Below are 15,267 nucleotides of genomic sequence, written 5' to 3'. Positions count from 1 at the left end.
CTGGAGGTCAGAGCGCGTGAGCCGCGCCATCCCGCCAGAAATGGGTGCAACGCAGATGGCGCGCTTCGGCGGCAGGGTCTGCATCGGCTTCAAGGGCAGACACGGTCGCGAAACCCTGCGCATGCAGAGCCGCCATGTCTTCGCCACCCAGACGAACGGGGACATAGCAGCGTGGACGGGCCGGAGGTACCGGCGCGGCACGCAAAAGGGCCTGCGGACGGAGCGTCAGGCCACACGCGGGCTCCTGACCTGCAACGTAGCGGCCACCCCGGCCGAGTTCCTCACGAGAGGTCGTGGAGAACACCGTGATGCAGAGGCCAGTATGATACTGCCAGCCACGGAAATCGACAGGATCGACCGTCAGACGCAGAGACGGAGCCCGCTCACGGATCGCTGCAACGGACGCAACCAAACGCTCGAAATGCGGACGCACGATCTCGGGGAAGTCCAGTGACGCCAGCATATCCAGCGCACGATCCGCAGGACCCGCGGCCTGAAGCATCACGGCCAGCATATCTGCAATCGGGCCGCCCAGTTCAGCAACAGAGGCAGCATCCTTGCGGTTCAATGCCTGAATCAGTTCATCCTGATCAGCTGCTGGAATGGCACTCTCGATAAGGCCAAGAGCCAGAGCTGGCATGGACAGATCAAAAGACACACCCTTGATACCGAGTTCTTCGAGAGCCGTCGCACCAAGCGCCACCACCTCGGCATCCGCCTGAGCGGAATCCGGGCCAATCAGTTCGATCCCGGCCTGCGACACCTGACGATCAGCCTCGCGGCCCGGCGTCCCAATAACGATGCAGCTTCCGGAATAGGACAGCCGCAGTGGGCGCGGCGCATCCTGCAGGCGCACACTGGCAATACGCGCGATCTGCGTCGTCATGTCCGGGCGCAGTGCCATCATGCGATGGGAACTCGGGTCCATCAGGCGGAAGGTCTGCGTGGAAAGTGCCGAGCCGGAACCGTTCAGAAGAGACGTTTCGAATTCCAGCATGGGCGGACGGACGCGCTCGTACCCATGGCGGGAGAACGCTTCCATGACACAGGCAATGCCACGGGCTTCCGCCTCGGCTTCTCCCGGCAGAAGATCAGAAAAGCCGGATGGTAAAAGGGCAGCGCTCGGGGTCTCGGAATACAGGCTCATGCAGAAAACTCCTCGCGTGTGCACTCATAAGCCCAGTCCAGCCACGGCAGGAGAGCCTGAATGTCTTCCGCATTCACTGTCGCCCCTCCCCAGATCCGCAGCCCGGCCGGGGCATCTCGATAGGACGCGAGGTCATAGCCTGCCCCTTCCTGCGCGACCAGCCCGGTTAGATGCTTCACGACCTTGCTCTGTGTTTCAGGAGCAAGCTCTTCGAACCATGGCGCGGAAATTTTCAGACAGATGGATGTGCAGGAACGTGTCTCAGGCAATTCAGCAAGGAATGACACCCAGTCGGTCTTTTCCACCCACTCGGCGACGACTGCCAGACTGGCCTGCGAACGAGCCTTCAGGGCTTCAAGACCGCCGACGCTTTCGGCCCAGCGCAATCCATCCAGAGCATCTTCAACGCAAAGCATGGATGGGGTGTTAATGGTGTCGCCTTCAAAAACAGCTTCCATCAGGCCCTTCTTGTTGGCCAGACGGAAAATCTTTGGAAGCGGACGCGGAGAGGCTTCAGCCAGACGCGCAGCAGCGCGCGGGCTGATGGCGAGCATGCCATGAGCAGCCTCGCCGCCCAGCGCCTTCTGCCATGACCACGTCACGATATCGAGGCGATCCCATGGAAGATCCATGGCGAAAGCCGCAGACGTGGCATCGCAGATCACAAGCCCTTCATGCTCTGCCGGAATAGCGTCTGCATTCGGGATACGGACGCCGGATGTCGTGCCATTCCATGTCAGAACGACATCGCGGGACCAGTCAACGGCGGAAAGGTCCGGAAGACGGCCATAAGGCGCTTCGTGAACACGAAGGTCTTCGATTTTCAGAACGTCCCGCAGATCCTGCGCCCATGTTCCGGAAAAACTCTCGAAAGACAGAACATCCATGCCGCGTTCGCCGCCAGCCAGCGCCCAGAGAACCATTTCTACAGCGCCGGTATCGGATGCGGGGACAACGGCGACTCGCCAGTCAGCCGGAATGCCAAGCACATCCTTGGAACGCGTGATGACTTCCTTGAGGCGTGCACGGCCTTCAGTGGCGCGATGCGAACGGCCCAGAAGCGCCTGATCGAGTGCTGAAAGGGACCATCCGGGGCGTTTTGCGCAGGGACCGGAGGAAAAGAACGGGCGGGAGGGTTTGACACTCGGCTTGGACATGCTCGTTCCGGGCTAAACGGTCCTCGGGTGCAGCCAGACTGGTGCGCCCGGTTTTGGTGCGAGAGGGGGGATTCGAACCCCCATGCCTTTCGGCGGTCGATTTTGAGCCGACTGCGTCTACCGTTCCGCCACTCTCGCGCGAACGGCCCAGACCCTAGTGCATTCCTGACAAAAGGACCAGACCGTAAAGAAAAAATCAGAGACCCAGCATCAAAAGCAGGTTCTGGATGGCTGCACCAGAGGCGCCCTTGCCCAGATTATCAAGCCGCGCCGTCAACAAAACCTTCTCACCGGACGGGTTGCTGTGAACGCGAAGTTCCATGTTGTCCGTATTTGCGAGCGTGTCGGCAAGCAGTTTGGGCTCGGATGGCAGGACACGCACATGCTCACAGCCACGGTAAGCTTTTTCCAGTGTAGCTTCCAGATCGCGCGGCGTCGGATGCCCCGGCAGATCGGCAAGATGCAGCGGGATGGACACGATCATGCCCTGCGGGAAATGCCCGACGGACGGTACAAAGACCGGCTGGCGGGTCAGACCTGAGTAATGCTGGATTTCCGGCAGGTGCTTGTGTTCCAGCGTGAGGCCGTACAGGAAAAACGCCGGGCCACCATCGCGCTCATGGGCTTCAATCGCAGAGCGTCCTGCCCCGCTGTAGCCCGAAACCGCGTTAATGGAGATGGAATGATCCGGCGGAATCAGCCCTGCCCGAACCAGCGGCCGCAGAAGAGCGATCGCCCCCGTCGGATAACATCCCGGATTCGCAACATGTGTCGCGCCCCGGATGAGCGCACCCTGCTCCTCATCCAGTTCTGGCAGTCCATAGACCCAGCCATCCGCAATACGATGAGCCGTACTGGCATCCAGAATACGGACGTTCAGCCCCTCTGCCAGCGCGACCGTTTCGCGCGCGGCATCATCGGGAAGGCAGAGAATGGCAACATCCGCCTGAGACAGCATCGCGCGGCGCGCATCCGCATCTTTTCGCAGGGCAGGCTCAATTGACAGCACTTCGATCCCATAAGTCTCGGGAAGCGCCTCAATGCGCTGACGAATTCCCAGCCCCGTGGTCCCAGCTTCGCCGTCAATAAAAATCCTGGCCATGTCCATCGTATCCGGTCTGCAAAAAATGTCCGGCACAGAGAAATTCCGCCAGCCGGGCCGCCCTTCTTACTCTTTTATTCTGTGGCATGTCATCCCGGCACGCGCGAACAGATGCTCCGTGCTTTCTGTGACGGTACTGAAAGGGTATGATGTACAGTCTGCCCCCATAATCAGACTACCGCCCAGGAGCCGTTATGACCCAGACCCAGCCCGTCCGTCAGATTGACCGCCTTCTGGACATCATGAAGCGCCTGCGGGATCCGGAAAACGGCTGCCCTTGGGACGTGGCGCAAACGCCAGAGACGATCGCGCCTTTCGCTATCGAAGAAGCCTACGAGGTGATGGACGCCATTGCCCGCGATGACAGTGACTCTCTGCCGGATGAACTGGGAGATCTGCTGCTTCAGGTCGTGTTTCAGGCGCAGATGGCTCAGGAAAAGGGGCTTTTCGACTTTGACGCCGTGGCCGGAAAAATCGCAGACAAGATGGTACGCCGTCATCCCAATATTTTCAGCAATGTCGAGCACGACGAAGACCTCTGGGAGCGGACCAAGGAAACCGAGCGCCACGGCAAAGCCGAATATGGTGCCTTGGCTGGAATTGCGCCGAATCTTCCAGCACTGGTCCGGGCCGCAAAACTCTGTCGCCGAGCAGCCCGCGTGGGATTTGACTGGGATGACCCGTCAGGGGTTCTGGAAAAGGTTCAGGAGGAAATCAGCGAACTGAAAGCCGAACTGGATGGTGACCGGGACCGGATCGAGGATGAGCTTGGAGACGTCCTGTTCACGATGGCCAGTCTTGCGCGCAAGCTCGGACTAGATCCCGAAGCAGCTCTGCGTCGCAGCAACCGGAAGTTCACACGCCGGTTCGAGGCCATGGAAGCCAGTCTGGCGGCGGAAGGCAAAACGATGGGCGAACAGGATCTGCAAACACTGGAAGCCCTCTGGCAAACCGTCAAGAAACAGCCGGGTATGCGCTGAAACCCATTCCGTTTTCTCCCCGTCTTTAAGGCGCGCGCTCCATAAGGGACACCGTATATGGACCTCCAGATTTCCGGCCGCAAAGCTCTTGTTCTTGGCGCCTCTTCCGGCCTGGGCCGGGGCGTTGCAGAGGCACTGGCGGCAGAAGGGGTCCATATCATTCTGGCTGCACGCGCCAGTGACAGGCTGACAGAAGCGGCCATGGCCATTGCCAGCCAGCACGGCGTTCAGACTGTGGCGCTGCCGGTTGATCTGTCGGACAGCGCCTCCGTTGAGGAATTCGCTCAGGCCATCCGCACGCAGCATCCGGATATTTCCATTCTGGTAAACAATACTGGCGGCCCCTCTCCATCAGGTGTTGAGGGCATTTCCGTAGACACATGGAAACAGCAGTTTGAAACCATGGTTCTGAGCCTGTTCAGAATTACGGATGCTGTACTGCCCGGTATGAAGGAGCGCCAGTGGGGACGCATCCTCACCATCGCTTCATCTGTTGTGGTTGAGCCGAATATCAGGCTTGGCGTCTCCGTCACATTACGCTCAGCACTCGCGGGCTGGTCCAAAACACTTGCAACGGAAGTGGCTCCCTATGGCGTGACGGTCAACATGCTACTGCCCGGCCATATCACAACGGATCGAACCCATTTCCTGGCAGAGGCTGAAGCCCGCAAGACGGGTAAAGCATCAGAAGACATTCAGGCGGAAGAAGCCCGCAATATCCCCGTTGGACGATACGGCACTGTCGAAGAATTCGGCGCGACTGCCGCTTTCCTTGCCGGCACGGCGGCGGCTTACGTGACAGGCAGCATGATCCGTATTGATGGCGGCGCACTGAAGTCGATCTGAAACAGTCGGGCGCAAAAGAACGCCCTATTTTCTTTTTTAGGAAACTGCGCTCCCCCGTGCGGGATTAATCCTTTCGGTTACCCCAAAGGAAAAATTCCATGCCGCCTACGTTGCGACGCAGTTCGTTCCTGCCCCTTGTGACGGGCATCTTGCTCGTTCTGCTCGGCCTAGGGCTGGCTTTACCCGGTCTGTGGTTAATTGGGCTGGGAGGCTCTTTCTATTACGCCATTGCAGGCGTTCTCATGGTGGCATCCGGCGTTCTGATGATCCGGCTGCACCCCGGCGCTTCCGCAGTTTATACAGGGCTCCTGCTTTATACGCTTGTCTGGGCACTTGGGCGCGTTGGCCTTGATGGCTGGCGCCTTCTCCCGCCTCTCGCCCTGCCCGCAGGAATGGGCCTGTGGGTGTTCAGCCCCTGGATTACAGGGCGACTACTCCAGGGCACGGAGCGTCGCTCCTTCGGCAAACCCGTTATTGCAGGCGGCATGACATTCTGCGCGGCACTGTTTGTCTTCGTGTTTGCCTGCGGATGGCACATTACCGCATCACGCGACCAGCAGTTCAATCCGTTCCCCGGGGAGACCGGTGCGACCCTTCCGGGCGCAGACCAGCAGGCTGCCAATGACTGGCAGTTCTACGGTGGCACTCCGGCAGGAGACCGCTTTGCCATGCCAACCCAGATCAACGCTTCCAACGCTCACGCTCTGAAAGTGGCGTGGGTCTATCACAGCAAGGATCTGCCACGCGCTGGCGAGAACTCCCGCGGGCGGGAATTCAGCTTTGAAGCAACCCCCATCAAGATCGGCAACCGGCTGTTTTTCTGCACGCCACACCGAGATGTCGTGGCGCTGGATGCAACATCGGGAAAGGAAATCTGGCGATATTCGCCGGGTGGGGAATTCGGCAAGAACATCTATCAGGCCTGCCGTGGCGTATCCTACGTCAATGCGCCCGGAACGGACTGTGCCCATCGCATCGTCTCAACAAATTCCAGCTCCCCTCCAACCCTGTTTGAAGTCGATGCAGACACGGGAAAACTCTGCGAAAGCTTTGGTGATCATGGCGTTGTGGATCTCCGGGGTGGGATGGGTGCCATTCCGCCCGGCTTTCACTTCATCACGTCCCCACCCATGGTGCTGCATAACCGCATCATGACGAGTGGCTGGGTTTATGATGATCAGACGGTTGGCGAACCTTCCGGCGTTATTCGTGGCTTTGATGCCATTACGGGCCAACTGGCCTGGGCCTGGGACATGGGCCGCACACCGACCAACAAACCTCTGGATCCCGGCGAAGTCTTTACCCGTGGCACTGCCAATGGCTGGGGCGTCTATACGGCCGATGCCGGGCTGAACATGGTTTACGTCCCGCTCGGGATTGCCACGCCTGACTATTTCGGTGGCAAGCGCCGGAGCTTTGACGAGAAGTATGACAGCTCCCTTGTCGCCTTGGATATCACGACGGGCGAAGAGCGCTGGCATTTCCAGACCGTTCATCATGATCTGTGGGATTTTGACCTCCCGGTCGGCCCATCTCTGGTGGATCTACCAGATCCCCACGGCACCCTGACGCCCGCGCTGGTACAAACAACCAAGCAGGGCGAACTCTTCGTGCTGGACCGTCGAACCGGAGCCCCATTCTATCGCGTTCAGGAAACGCCGGTACCTGCCGGGGACACGCCGGGTGAGCATTATTCGCCGACGCAGCCACTCTCCGTCGATATGCCCAATCTGCGCCGCCCTAATCTGACGGAAGACGATATGTGGGGCGCGACCCCGTACGATCAGATGTTCTGCCGCATTGCCTTCCGCTCCATGCGGGACAAGGGCCTTTTCACACCGCCGAGCCAGCAGGGCACCGTAGGGTTTCCAGCGTTTGATGGTGTGGCGGACTGGTATGGTGGCACCATCGATCCGACGCATGGTGTCATGTATATCAACACCACGTTTATTCCGTTCCTGATGACGCTGGTGCCACAGGAAAAAGCTCTTGCCAAAGGGCTCTACAAATCCTGGCATGACTGGACACAGCCTTATCCAGAGCCTGTTTTCACGAACAATCCCCAACATGGCCTGCCGTTCGCGGCCGTCGTGAAGCCATGGCTTGGCCCGTTTGGTGCCCCTTGCCTCGCACCACCCTGGGGCAAGATGCAGGCGATTGATCTTGTTCACCGTCGGGTCATCTGGGAGCGGGCTTTGGGCACCACGAAGAATGTTGGCCCGACAAACATGCTGCGGATGCCCGTTGGCCTGCCCACCAGTGTCTTCTCCATGGGCGGCAGCGTGACCACGCCGAATGGTCTGGTGTTCATGGGCGCGCTGGCGGATCAAAGCTTCCATGTTCTTGATGGGCATGACGGTCATACCCTCTTCAAGACGGAACTGGATGCCGGCGGCAATGCCACGCCGCTGACCTATATGGGCGAAGACGGCCGGCAATATGTCGTGCTGGCTGTGGGCGGCCACGGTGGGCTAAAAACGCGCAACAGCGATGAAGTCGTGGCCTTTGCATTACCCAAAGCCCCATGAGCATACTGTCTTCCTGCCATCAGGGCAGGAAGACAGTAGGAGGCAGGATTAACCATGGCCGGAAAACAGCACACTTATTCCGTGAAGGTTGTCTGGACCGGCAATACGGGAACCGGCACATCCTCTGCCCGCAGCTACACGCGCGATTACGATATTACCGCGCCGGGCAAGCCCACGATTGAAGGGTCATCCGACCCTTCTTTTCGCGGTAATCCTGCCCGATGGAATCCTGAAGATCTGCTTCTGGCGTCCCTGTCGGCCTGTCACAAACTCTGGTTTCTGGGGCTCTGTGCACAGGCAGGCATCATCGTTACGGCATACGAAGACCATGCTACCGGCGAAATGAAAGAAGACCGCACCGGTGCAGGGCAGTTCACGTCCGTAACGCTTCATCCCCGCGTCACCCTGTCCGCCACGTCAGACGCCGAGAAAGCACTGGACCTGCACCACAAGGCGCACGACATGTGCTTCATCGCACGATCGGTCAATTTCCCGGTTATGAACGAGCCTGTTATTATTCATGAAGGCGAGCAGGATGCCTGAAAGGCATCATCCTCGACGGGTCGAGGCCAAAAAAATCGCCTTTTGACCGAAAAGATGCGCCGGGCTGCCCGGTCCGGCGTTTTCATGTTGGCTGAACCTGCTAGAGAGCATCCCATGACGGATGAACTCGCCACGTTCGATTTCGAACTGCCCCGCGACCATATTGCGACCGAACCCGCCAGACCGCGTGACAGCGCAAAGCTGCTGCATGTGCGTTCCGGGGAAGCCCCCGATCTTCGGATCATACGCGATCTGCCCGGCCTGCTGCGGGAAGGTGATCTGTTGATTGCCAACAATACAGCCGTCATCCGTGCCCAGCTCTCCGCCACGCGCGGCGAGGCGAAAATCGGCATCACGCTGGACCGCATTCTGGCTGACGGAAGCTGGCATGCGCTCGCCCGCAACTCCCGCAAGCTGAAACCGAACGATACGCTGAATTTTGGCGATGATCCGGTCACGGCATCCGTTGTGGAAAATGAAGGCGATGGTGCCGTCAGCATCCGCTTTTCCGTCGAAGGGGATGCGTTCGATGCGTTCCTCGAGCGCGTCGGAGCATTGGCCCTGCCGCCTTATATCGACCGTCCTTTCGGCCCAACCGTGCAGGATGACAGCGATTACCGGACAATCTTTTCCGAACATCGCGGGGCTGTGGCGGCTCCCACTGCGGGCCTGCATTTCACGCCGGATCTTCTGGCCGCGCTCGACGCAAAAGGCATCCAGCGCCGGACACTGACCCTGCATGTCGGCGCTGGCACGTTCCTGCCCGTTCGATCCTCCATTGCCGAGCATCGCATGCATGCGGAATGGGGCGAGATCGACGCAGAGACGGCGCAGGCCATCAATGAAACACGCGCCCGCGGTGGCCGTGTTGTTGCTGTCGGAACCACGTCTCTCCGCTTGCTGGAAAGTGCAGCGCAGGAAGACGGTACTGTTCAGCCCTGGCGGGGCGAGACGTCCATTTTCATCAAGCCGGGCTATCGCTTCAAGGCGGTGGACCTGCTCATGACCAATTTCCATCTGCCGCGCTCGACGCTCTTCATGCTGGTCTGCGCGTTCAGCGGCACCGACACCATGCGTGAGGCCTATGCCTACGCCATCGCCAACGGACTGAGATTCTATTCCTACGGTGATGCCTGCCTTCTGGAGCGAACACCATGACCGAACAGGCCACAAAGATGACGTGGGTTCCGGAAGCAGCCTGCGGACAGGCCCGCGCCGGCCATCTACACACCCGTCACGGCACCGTCCCGACCCCGACCTTCATGCCCGTTGGCACGGTCGGCACCGTGAAGGGCATGACCATGGATGCCGTTCGCTCCACGGGCGCAGGCATTGTTCTGGGCAATACCTACCATCTGATGCTGCGCCCTACGGCAGACCGTGTGCAGAAGCTGGGCGGTTTGCACAAAATGATGGACTGGTCTGGCCCGATCCTGACGGATTCCGGCGGATTTCAGGTCATGTCCCTTGGTGCATTGCGCAAGCTCGATCAGGATGGTGTGACGTTCCAGTCCCATATTGATGGCAGCAAGCATCGCCTGTCGCCGGAGATCTCGACGGACATCCAGTACAAGCTCGATGCCACGATCAGCATGGCGTTCGATGAGTGCCCCGCCCTGCCCGCTACGCCGGAAACACTTCGCAAGTCCATGGAACTCTCCATGCGTTGGGCGGCCCGCTCACGTGAGGCTTTCACGGCGCGTGAAGGCTACGGCCAGTTCGGTATCGTACAGGGCGGCACAGAACGGGACCTGCGCGAATATTCGGTCAAGGCCCTGACGGAGATCGGCTTCGAAGGCTATGCGATCGGCGGGCTGGCCGTGGGCGAAGGTCAGGAACTCATGTTCTCGACCCTTGATTTCACAACACCGCTGCTGCCGCAGGACAAAGCCCGTTACCTCATGGGCGTCGGCACACCGGACGATCTGCTAGGGTCAGTCATGCGTGGCGTGGACATGTTCGACTGCGTGATGCCCTCGCGTGCCGGTCGCACGGCCCGCGCCTATACGGAGCGCGGCTATATCAACCTGCGCAACGCCCGTTTTGCCGAAGACACGCGCCCGATTACGCCGCATGACGACAGCCCGATGGCTGACCGTTACACCCGCGCCTACCTGCATCACCTGTTCCGGGCTGGAGAGATGCTCGGCCCGATGCTGCTGACATGGCACAATCTGGCCTATTACCAACGCCTGATGCGACAAATCCGGGCCGCTATCGTGGATGGCACGCTGAACGAACTGGCGATCAAACTGCGCGAGGACTGGTCCAAGGGAGACTGGACCGAAGATGAATGGCCCATGCCCTCTCTCGCTTTGTAAGTTTTCATTCTGATCCTGTTCCAATAATGTGTTCTCCAATGACCTTTCGCTTTGGGGAATATGGATTTGAAACGCTTCAATGCAGGCCTGGCTCTTGCAGGGCTTCTCTGTGCGGGCAGTGCTCTGGCTGCGCCACATAAGGAAGAAATCAAGGTCCTTGTTGTGGCCAACTGGGAAGTCGGCGCGGACAAGGGCGATGAACCCGGCGAATACCAAGACTGGGTGGAGCGTCTCCATCTTGATGAAGAACGCCCCATTCGCGGCGTACAGGAAAAGCTACGCCGCAATGCGGATGGCGTGTACGGCATCGCCCTCAAGAGCGGCAACATTGATCTGCACGCCCTGGCGCTCGACCCGCATTACGATCTGACGCACACCTACTGGATTTTCACCGGCATTTCCGGCGTAAACCCAAATGTCGCCTCTGTGGGTAGCGTGGCCTGGGCACGCTGGGTTGTGGATGGCGATGCGTTGCGCGAAATCGACGACCGCACAGTTCCGAAAGGCTGGCCGTATGGTCTGTACGCCATCGGGGCTGACAAGCCGGATACGCTACCAGCCAACCCAAACCATTATGGCTCTGTCACGGATGTGGCGGAACTCAGCAAGGCCTATCCGCTCAATCAGGGTCTAGCAAACTGGGCGTTCAACCTGAGCAAGAACACTCCGATGGCGGATGATCCCGCCATTGCCGAGCGCCGGAAGGCCTGGAAAGGCTTCCCCAACGCCCAGAAACCGCCAATGCTCATCATGGGTGAAACCCTCGGTGCTCTTCGTTACTGGCATGGCCCTTCCCGCAACGAGTGGGCGGAAAAATGGGTCAAACTGTGGACAAAGGATCAGGGCCAGTTTGTCATGACCAATGAGGAAAGCCAGACCTATCAGCTCGATATGCGGACATTGGCCCGTCTGGGATATGTCGATCTGAACCGCGTCATGGTTCTGCGCTCAGGAAGCAATTTTGATATGCCGCCCCCAGGCGTGCCGATCACCGAGAGCATCGGGGACGAAGCGCCCGGCCAGAAGCTTGCGTTTGATAACAACGAGCGCGCTGGTGAGCCGGTTGTCCATGAACTGATCGCGCATTGGGCAACATACCGGACGCATATCCCCGGCCAGAATTAATTCACCCGGCTGGTTTTTACGTCATGATCCCGAACACTCCTCCTCCATGCAACGTTAGACCCGCTGTATGAAGGGGAGGAAGCTGGATCGTGACAGGTTTTTTCGATCTGACCGCAAGAGGCTTGATCGGTGAGGGTCGGCTTCAGCTCGAAGAATTGGTACTGGCCTTCATTCTCTCCTCCCTTGTCGGGCTGGAGCGGGAACTGCGGCAAAAAAGCGCAGGCCTGAGAACCCACACTCTTGTTGGGGTCTCCGCTGCCCTGTTCATGCTGATCTCAAAATACGGCTTTATGGATATTCTGGTGCCCGGCAGAGTCGTCCTGGACCCGTCGCGCGTGGCCGCTCAGGTCGTTTCCGGAATCGGATTTGTAGGCGGCGGGGTGATTTTCATGCGCCGGGATATCGTCCGGGGCCTGACAACAGCAGCCTCCATCTGGTTCACAGCAGCGCTGGGGATGGCTTGCGGCGGAGGGCTTATTCTACTGGCCCTCGCTACGACCGGCGCCCATTTTATCGTCATGGTGCTGTATCCCCGCCTCCTGAAACGTCTTCCCAACACACGAGAACGCACTGCGGATCTTTCGATACAGTATCAAGGCGACGTGGCGAAACCCGTTCTGATATGCCTGACAGAACTGGGCTTTTCGCTTGAGAGCCTTACCTTTGGCAATACTGATGCCGGTTCCGGAAATACCCCCACCATGATCGTCAGGATCCGCGGGAAACGCGCTGTTTCCCACGGTATCATTGCCCTCGCGGCACTTCCGGGAATCCGAGCAGTACACCTCTTGCCTTTAAGTAAAAGGCTGTAAACTTTTACTCAGACTGCGGCATCGTCTTCTCGTATTTGTCCCAGTGTGTCGCCAGTTCACGCACCACAACACTACCCACTGCATAAGCAGCTTCGACAGACGGAATGAACGCAGAGTAACTACCCTCATGCGCCTCTTCTGCCAACAACTCGGCGGCTGACTGGCCGGGATACTGCATGTCGAAGTTGCTGGTCGTTCGCAGGATCAGGGCACGCTGCGGATCTACACGTCCTGCCTTCGCCTGTGCGGCAAGCGCCTGACAGAACGCAACGTCCTCTTCCGCTGTCGTGGCCAATGTCCCCTGATTATCCGTCCAGTAGCGAACCCACCGCTCAGCCCAGGCATTCATTTTCTCGCCAACCCAGAAGGTCTCGCCGGAAATGGTGTCGCCCATCATGACGGACGGCGCCTTCAGTGCTTCCGGATAACCCTTGTATCGGGCCCGGGACGCCTGAAGACCCGGTGTGTCTGGCAGGGTCATGTTTTTCGTGAGGCCGTAGGCCCACTGCACGAGTTGCGGATTGAAAGTGTAAACCATGTCACCACTCACAGAATGCAGCGGCGGCCGTGGCTGCTCATCCGGTACGCTGCCTTGAACTGGCGTAAAGCCATCAGGCCAGGACTTCGGAATTTCCCGTGGGTCAATCAGATGCGACAGACCGCCATTGATCACGCGCGGCGCCCAGACAGCAGACCCGACCGTGCCAAACTTTGGATCGACACCGCCAATTCCGGCCAGAACGAAATAGGCGTGCTTCAGGTCAAAACGCGGATCAAGGACAAGCGCCGTGATGGCCGATGCCATATGCTCCGGTCCTTCCCCGGACGCGATACCCAGAACATGCAGTTCCGGATTGTAGTGCATGACGTCATGATCTGTGCCCGGAGCTGGAATTTCCTGCGAGAGCGGGAGCTTCTCAACCCAGTTCTGGTACTCGCCCGGCGTGTCGCCCGTGTCCTTCCCAAGTTCAAATGTCGTCACCACGACGACCCGCACGGGGATGGGTCGATTCTTGGCGGATGCGCTGGAGAAGCCGCCTGAAACTGCTAGGACGGACAGGGCAGTCGCCCCAAGAAGGGTTTTCAGGCGTGTCATTGATACAGGCTTTCGTGAGGAGCGGAATTTTCAAAGGCTGCAAACCGCGATTCAAGCTGCCATTGGAGGCGTGCTTTCTCGCTGGTTTTCAACAGATCGGCACAGGGGCCACTTTCAGGCTGAGAGGAAGACACGGTCTGACAGGCGGCAACAGGCTTCCCAACCTGATGAGCGTCCCAAAGGCTTTGCCCCGGAATAAACGCATATTCCAGACCGGTCCGGGACATCTGTTTCAGGTCCGCATAGCTCAGGTTGTAGGTTCGGGCAGCGCGAACATATTCCTGCGTCAGATCACCGCGGGAGACGCCTTCGTCATCCGTGGAGAGCGCAACAGGAACCCTGGCCCGGCGATAGAGTGGTAGTGGATGCTCAGCACCCTTCACGTTCAGGATCTCGTCATTGCTCGTCAGGTTGATTTCCACCATGACGTGCTGCTTCGCCATTTCGGCCAGTAGCCCGGCGACGTCGTCTTCCGAAGCAATATCGACGCCATGGCCGATACGCTTGGCACCAGCGATTTCTATGGCCTCACGAATGTGATGCTTCAGGCCTTCAGGCGGAACGAGCTTGCCCGTCAGTTCACCAGCATGAAGGCTGAGGTTCACACCTGGATAGACCTGCGACAGGAACTGGAACATCCGCATATGCAGGCTGTAATCCCGCATGGCGACGGTATCATCCTCAGGGGCAACAATATTGATGCCGACGAACCGAGGATCGGCCTTCACAACGGCATACCCCGCATCAAGCTGCGCATAAACAGCCTGAGGCGGCAGAATACGAAGCGTCTGGAACAGATAATGGACGCTCACGCCACAGCCAGGATGCGCCTTGGCCGTACCGCATTGGAGAAGAGCCTGCGCCTTATGTTCCATCGCGTCGGTTTCACGACGGGCCTGTGCAACAAGAGCGGGAATCTCCGCCTTGAGAGCCTGATGGGCAGCAGCGAAATCCTCGTCCTTGAGGGGATGACGGAAGCCTGCGCCGATCATGCTGCCAAGGGCCGGGGAGACCATGGGCTCGATATAGGTGATGTGATCGGCAGCCGCACGGTCCATCGCTTCAGCGAGCATGTCGCCCTGATGGTCTTTTTCGATCGCATCGAAATGCCGGAAGGACGTAAAGAAGTGGTCATGCCCTGAACGATCGGATGCTGCTGGAACGAAATCCCGCATCGACATCGCATCGATCATCTGGTTCGTGGCTTTTTCATTCCCCACCAGCGCCGAAGCGGGCATTTCATCGCCCTTCGCATGCGGGCAGGCATGATCCAGAATATCGAGCGCCTTCAAAGAGACGCACAATCCATCCTTCGCCGCCCAATCCAGCATGTTTTCCGCGTAGATTGCACCCGAGAGGTGGATGTGCAGATCGGCCCCCTTGGGAAAACCGCGCAGAAACAGGCCGAGCCGGACAGGATCAGTCCGTAAGGCGTTGTAAGTCTGTTCAATGGAAGACGGAGTTTCAGCCCTTGCCAGGGGGGACAGGGCCGTCAGGGACAGGGCAGCCGCTACGAGAACGGAAGGAAGGGTGCATCGCATGAGCGCACGATGCCGCCTGCCCGCGCCCCTGACAAGACATTTTCAGAGCGTTATAAACTCTGCAACAGA

At 59.0% G+C, this 15,267-nt stretch carries 13 protein-coding genes and 1 tRNA gene; 8 read left to right on the top strand and 6 right to left on the bottom strand.

All coding sequences use genetic code 11. The features are described from left to right. Window positions 1-7: 7 nt before the first annotated feature. The 4 genes from GFR01_RS08680 to argC all read right to left on the bottom strand — a co-directional run bounded on the left by GFR01_RS08680 (window position 8) and on the right by argC (window position 3,406). Window positions 8-1,147: an ATP phosphoribosyltransferase regulatory subunit gene (locus GFR01_RS08680; RefSeq protein ID WP_099182093.1), complete on the bottom strand. Its 1,140-nt coding sequence runs from the start codon at window positions 1,145-1,147 to the stop codon at window positions 8-10. Next, a complete protein-coding gene (locus GFR01_RS08675) occupies window positions 1,144-2,304 on the bottom strand; it encodes a phosphoserine transaminase (RefSeq protein ID WP_099182092.1) in 1,161 nt (386 codons plus the stop codon). The genes GFR01_RS08680 and GFR01_RS08675 overlap by 4 nt, the downstream gene beginning before the upstream one ends. Before the next feature lie 54 nt (window positions 2,305-2,358). Beyond that, a tRNA-Leu gene (locus tag GFR01_RS08670) sits at window positions 2,359-2,442 on the bottom strand. Window positions 2,443-2,500: 58 nt separating this feature from the next. Beyond that, window positions 2,501-3,406: an N-acetyl-gamma-glutamyl-phosphate reductase gene (gene argC / locus GFR01_RS08665; RefSeq protein WP_099182091.1), complete on the bottom strand. Its 906-nt coding sequence runs from the start codon at window positions 3,404-3,406 to the stop codon at window positions 2,501-2,503. Window positions 3,407-3,600: 194 nt separating this feature from the next. Here argC and mazG point away from each other — a divergent pair, with 194 nt between their 5' ends. From mazG to GFR01_RS08625, 8 genes are all read left to right on the top strand, one after another. After that, a complete protein-coding gene (gene mazG, locus GFR01_RS08660) occupies window positions 3,601-4,386 on the top strand; it encodes a nucleoside triphosphate pyrophosphohydrolase (RefSeq protein WP_099182090.1) in 786 nt (261 codons plus the stop codon). Window positions 4,387-4,443: 57 nt separating this feature from the next. Continuing rightward, entirely contained in the window at window positions 4,444-5,232 is a 789-nt protein-coding gene (locus tag GFR01_RS08655) for an SDR family oxidoreductase (RefSeq protein WP_099182089.1), read from the top strand. A gap of 98 nt (window positions 5,233-5,330) precedes the next feature. Continuing rightward, window positions 5,331-7,760 (top strand): membrane-bound PQQ-dependent dehydrogenase, glucose/quinate/shikimate family, encoded by a 2,430-nt coding sequence (locus GFR01_RS08650; protein WP_099182088.1) that lies wholly within the window; start codon window positions 5,331-5,333, stop codon window positions 7,758-7,760. 54 nt (window positions 7,761-7,814) lie between these two features. Further along, window positions 7,815-8,303 (top strand): OsmC family protein, encoded by a 489-nt coding sequence (locus tag GFR01_RS08645; protein ID WP_099182087.1) that lies wholly within the window; start codon window positions 7,815-7,817, stop codon window positions 8,301-8,303. A 114-nt stretch (window positions 8,304-8,417) separates the two neighbouring features. Then, window positions 8,418-9,461, top strand: a complete 1,044-nt coding sequence (gene queA, locus GFR01_RS08640) for a tRNA preQ1(34) S-adenosylmethionine ribosyltransferase-isomerase QueA (RefSeq protein WP_167384229.1) — start codon at window positions 8,418-8,420, stop codon at window positions 9,459-9,461. Beyond that, window positions 9,458-10,624: a tRNA guanosine(34) transglycosylase Tgt gene (gene tgt / locus GFR01_RS08635; protein WP_099182085.1), complete on the top strand. Its 1,167-nt coding sequence runs from the start codon at window positions 9,458-9,460 to the stop codon at window positions 10,622-10,624. The genes queA and tgt overlap by 4 nt, the downstream gene beginning before the upstream one ends. Before the next feature lie 66 nt (window positions 10,625-10,690). After that, complete coding sequence (locus GFR01_RS08630; RefSeq protein WP_099182148.1) at window positions 10,691-11,749, top strand: purine-nucleoside phosphorylase; 1,059 nt, start codon at window positions 10,691-10,693, stop codon at window positions 11,747-11,749. A gap of 89 nt (window positions 11,750-11,838) precedes the next feature. Continuing rightward, on the top strand, window positions 11,839-12,561 hold the full coding sequence (locus tag GFR01_RS08625; protein WP_099182084.1) for an MgtC/SapB family protein: 723 nt from the start codon (window positions 11,839-11,841) through the stop codon (window positions 12,559-12,561). A 4-nt stretch (window positions 12,562-12,565) separates the two neighbouring features. On the opposite strand, the gene GFR01_RS08620 is transcribed toward GFR01_RS08625, so the two are convergent. Beyond that, window positions 12,566-13,657, bottom strand: coding sequence for a purine nucleoside permease (locus tag GFR01_RS08620; protein WP_099182083.1), 1,092 nt, complete (start codon window positions 13,655-13,657; stop codon window positions 12,566-12,568). Then, the gene (locus GFR01_RS08615; protein ID WP_099182082.1) at window positions 13,654-15,198 is read right to left on the bottom strand and encodes an adenosine deaminase family protein; all 1,545 of its coding nucleotides are present in this window, start codon (window positions 15,196-15,198) and stop codon (window positions 13,654-13,656) included. The genes GFR01_RS08620 and GFR01_RS08615 overlap by 4 nt, the downstream gene beginning before the upstream one ends. Window positions 15,199-15,267: the final 69 nt, after the last annotated feature.

This window comes from Gluconobacter frateurii (assembly GCF_002723955.1).
GTDB lineage: Bacteria > Pseudomonadota > Alphaproteobacteria > Acetobacterales > Acetobacteraceae > Gluconobacter > Gluconobacter frateurii.
Note: the sequence above shows the minus strand (reverse complement) of the source record. Positions and strands in the feature narration are given on the sequence as shown.

Bases quoted from the DNA above. Each gene is read 5' to 3' on its own strand.
- GFR01_RS08680 (WP_099182093.1), bottom strand. From the start codon at position 1,147: ATGAGCCTGTATTCCGAGACCCCGAGCGCTGCCCTTTTACCATCCGGC.
- GFR01_RS08675 (WP_099182092.1), bottom strand. From the start codon at position 2,304: ATGTCCAAGCCGAGTGTCAAACCCTCCCGCCCGTTCTTTTCCTCCGGT.
- argC (WP_099182091.1), bottom strand. From the start codon at position 3,406: ATGGCCAGGATTTTTATTGACGGCGAAGCTGGGACCACGGGGCTGGGA.
- mazG (WP_099182090.1), top strand. From the start codon at position 3,601: ATGACCCAGACCCAGCCCGTCCGTCAGATTGACCGCCTTCTGGACATC.
- GFR01_RS08655 (WP_099182089.1), top strand. From the start codon at position 4,444: ATGGACCTCCAGATTTCCGGCCGCAAAGCTCTTGTTCTTGGCGCCTCT.
- GFR01_RS08650 (WP_099182088.1), top strand. From the start codon at position 5,331: ATGCCGCCTACGTTGCGACGCAGTTCGTTCCTGCCCCTTGTGACGGGC.
- GFR01_RS08645 (WP_099182087.1), top strand. From the start codon at position 7,815: ATGGCCGGAAAACAGCACACTTATTCCGTGAAGGTTGTCTGGACCGGC.
- queA (WP_167384229.1), top strand. From the start codon at position 8,418: ATGACGGATGAACTCGCCACGTTCGATTTCGAACTGCCCCGCGACCAT.
- tgt (WP_099182085.1), top strand. From the start codon at position 9,458: ATGACCGAACAGGCCACAAAGATGACGTGGGTTCCGGAAGCAGCCTGC.
- GFR01_RS08620 (WP_099182083.1), bottom strand. From the start codon at position 13,657: ATGACACGCCTGAAAACCCTTCTTGGGGCGACTGCCCTGTCCGTCCTA.
- GFR01_RS08615 (WP_099182082.1), bottom strand. From the start codon at position 15,198: ATGCGATGCACCCTTCCTTCCGTTCTCGTAGCGGCTGCCCTGTCCCTG.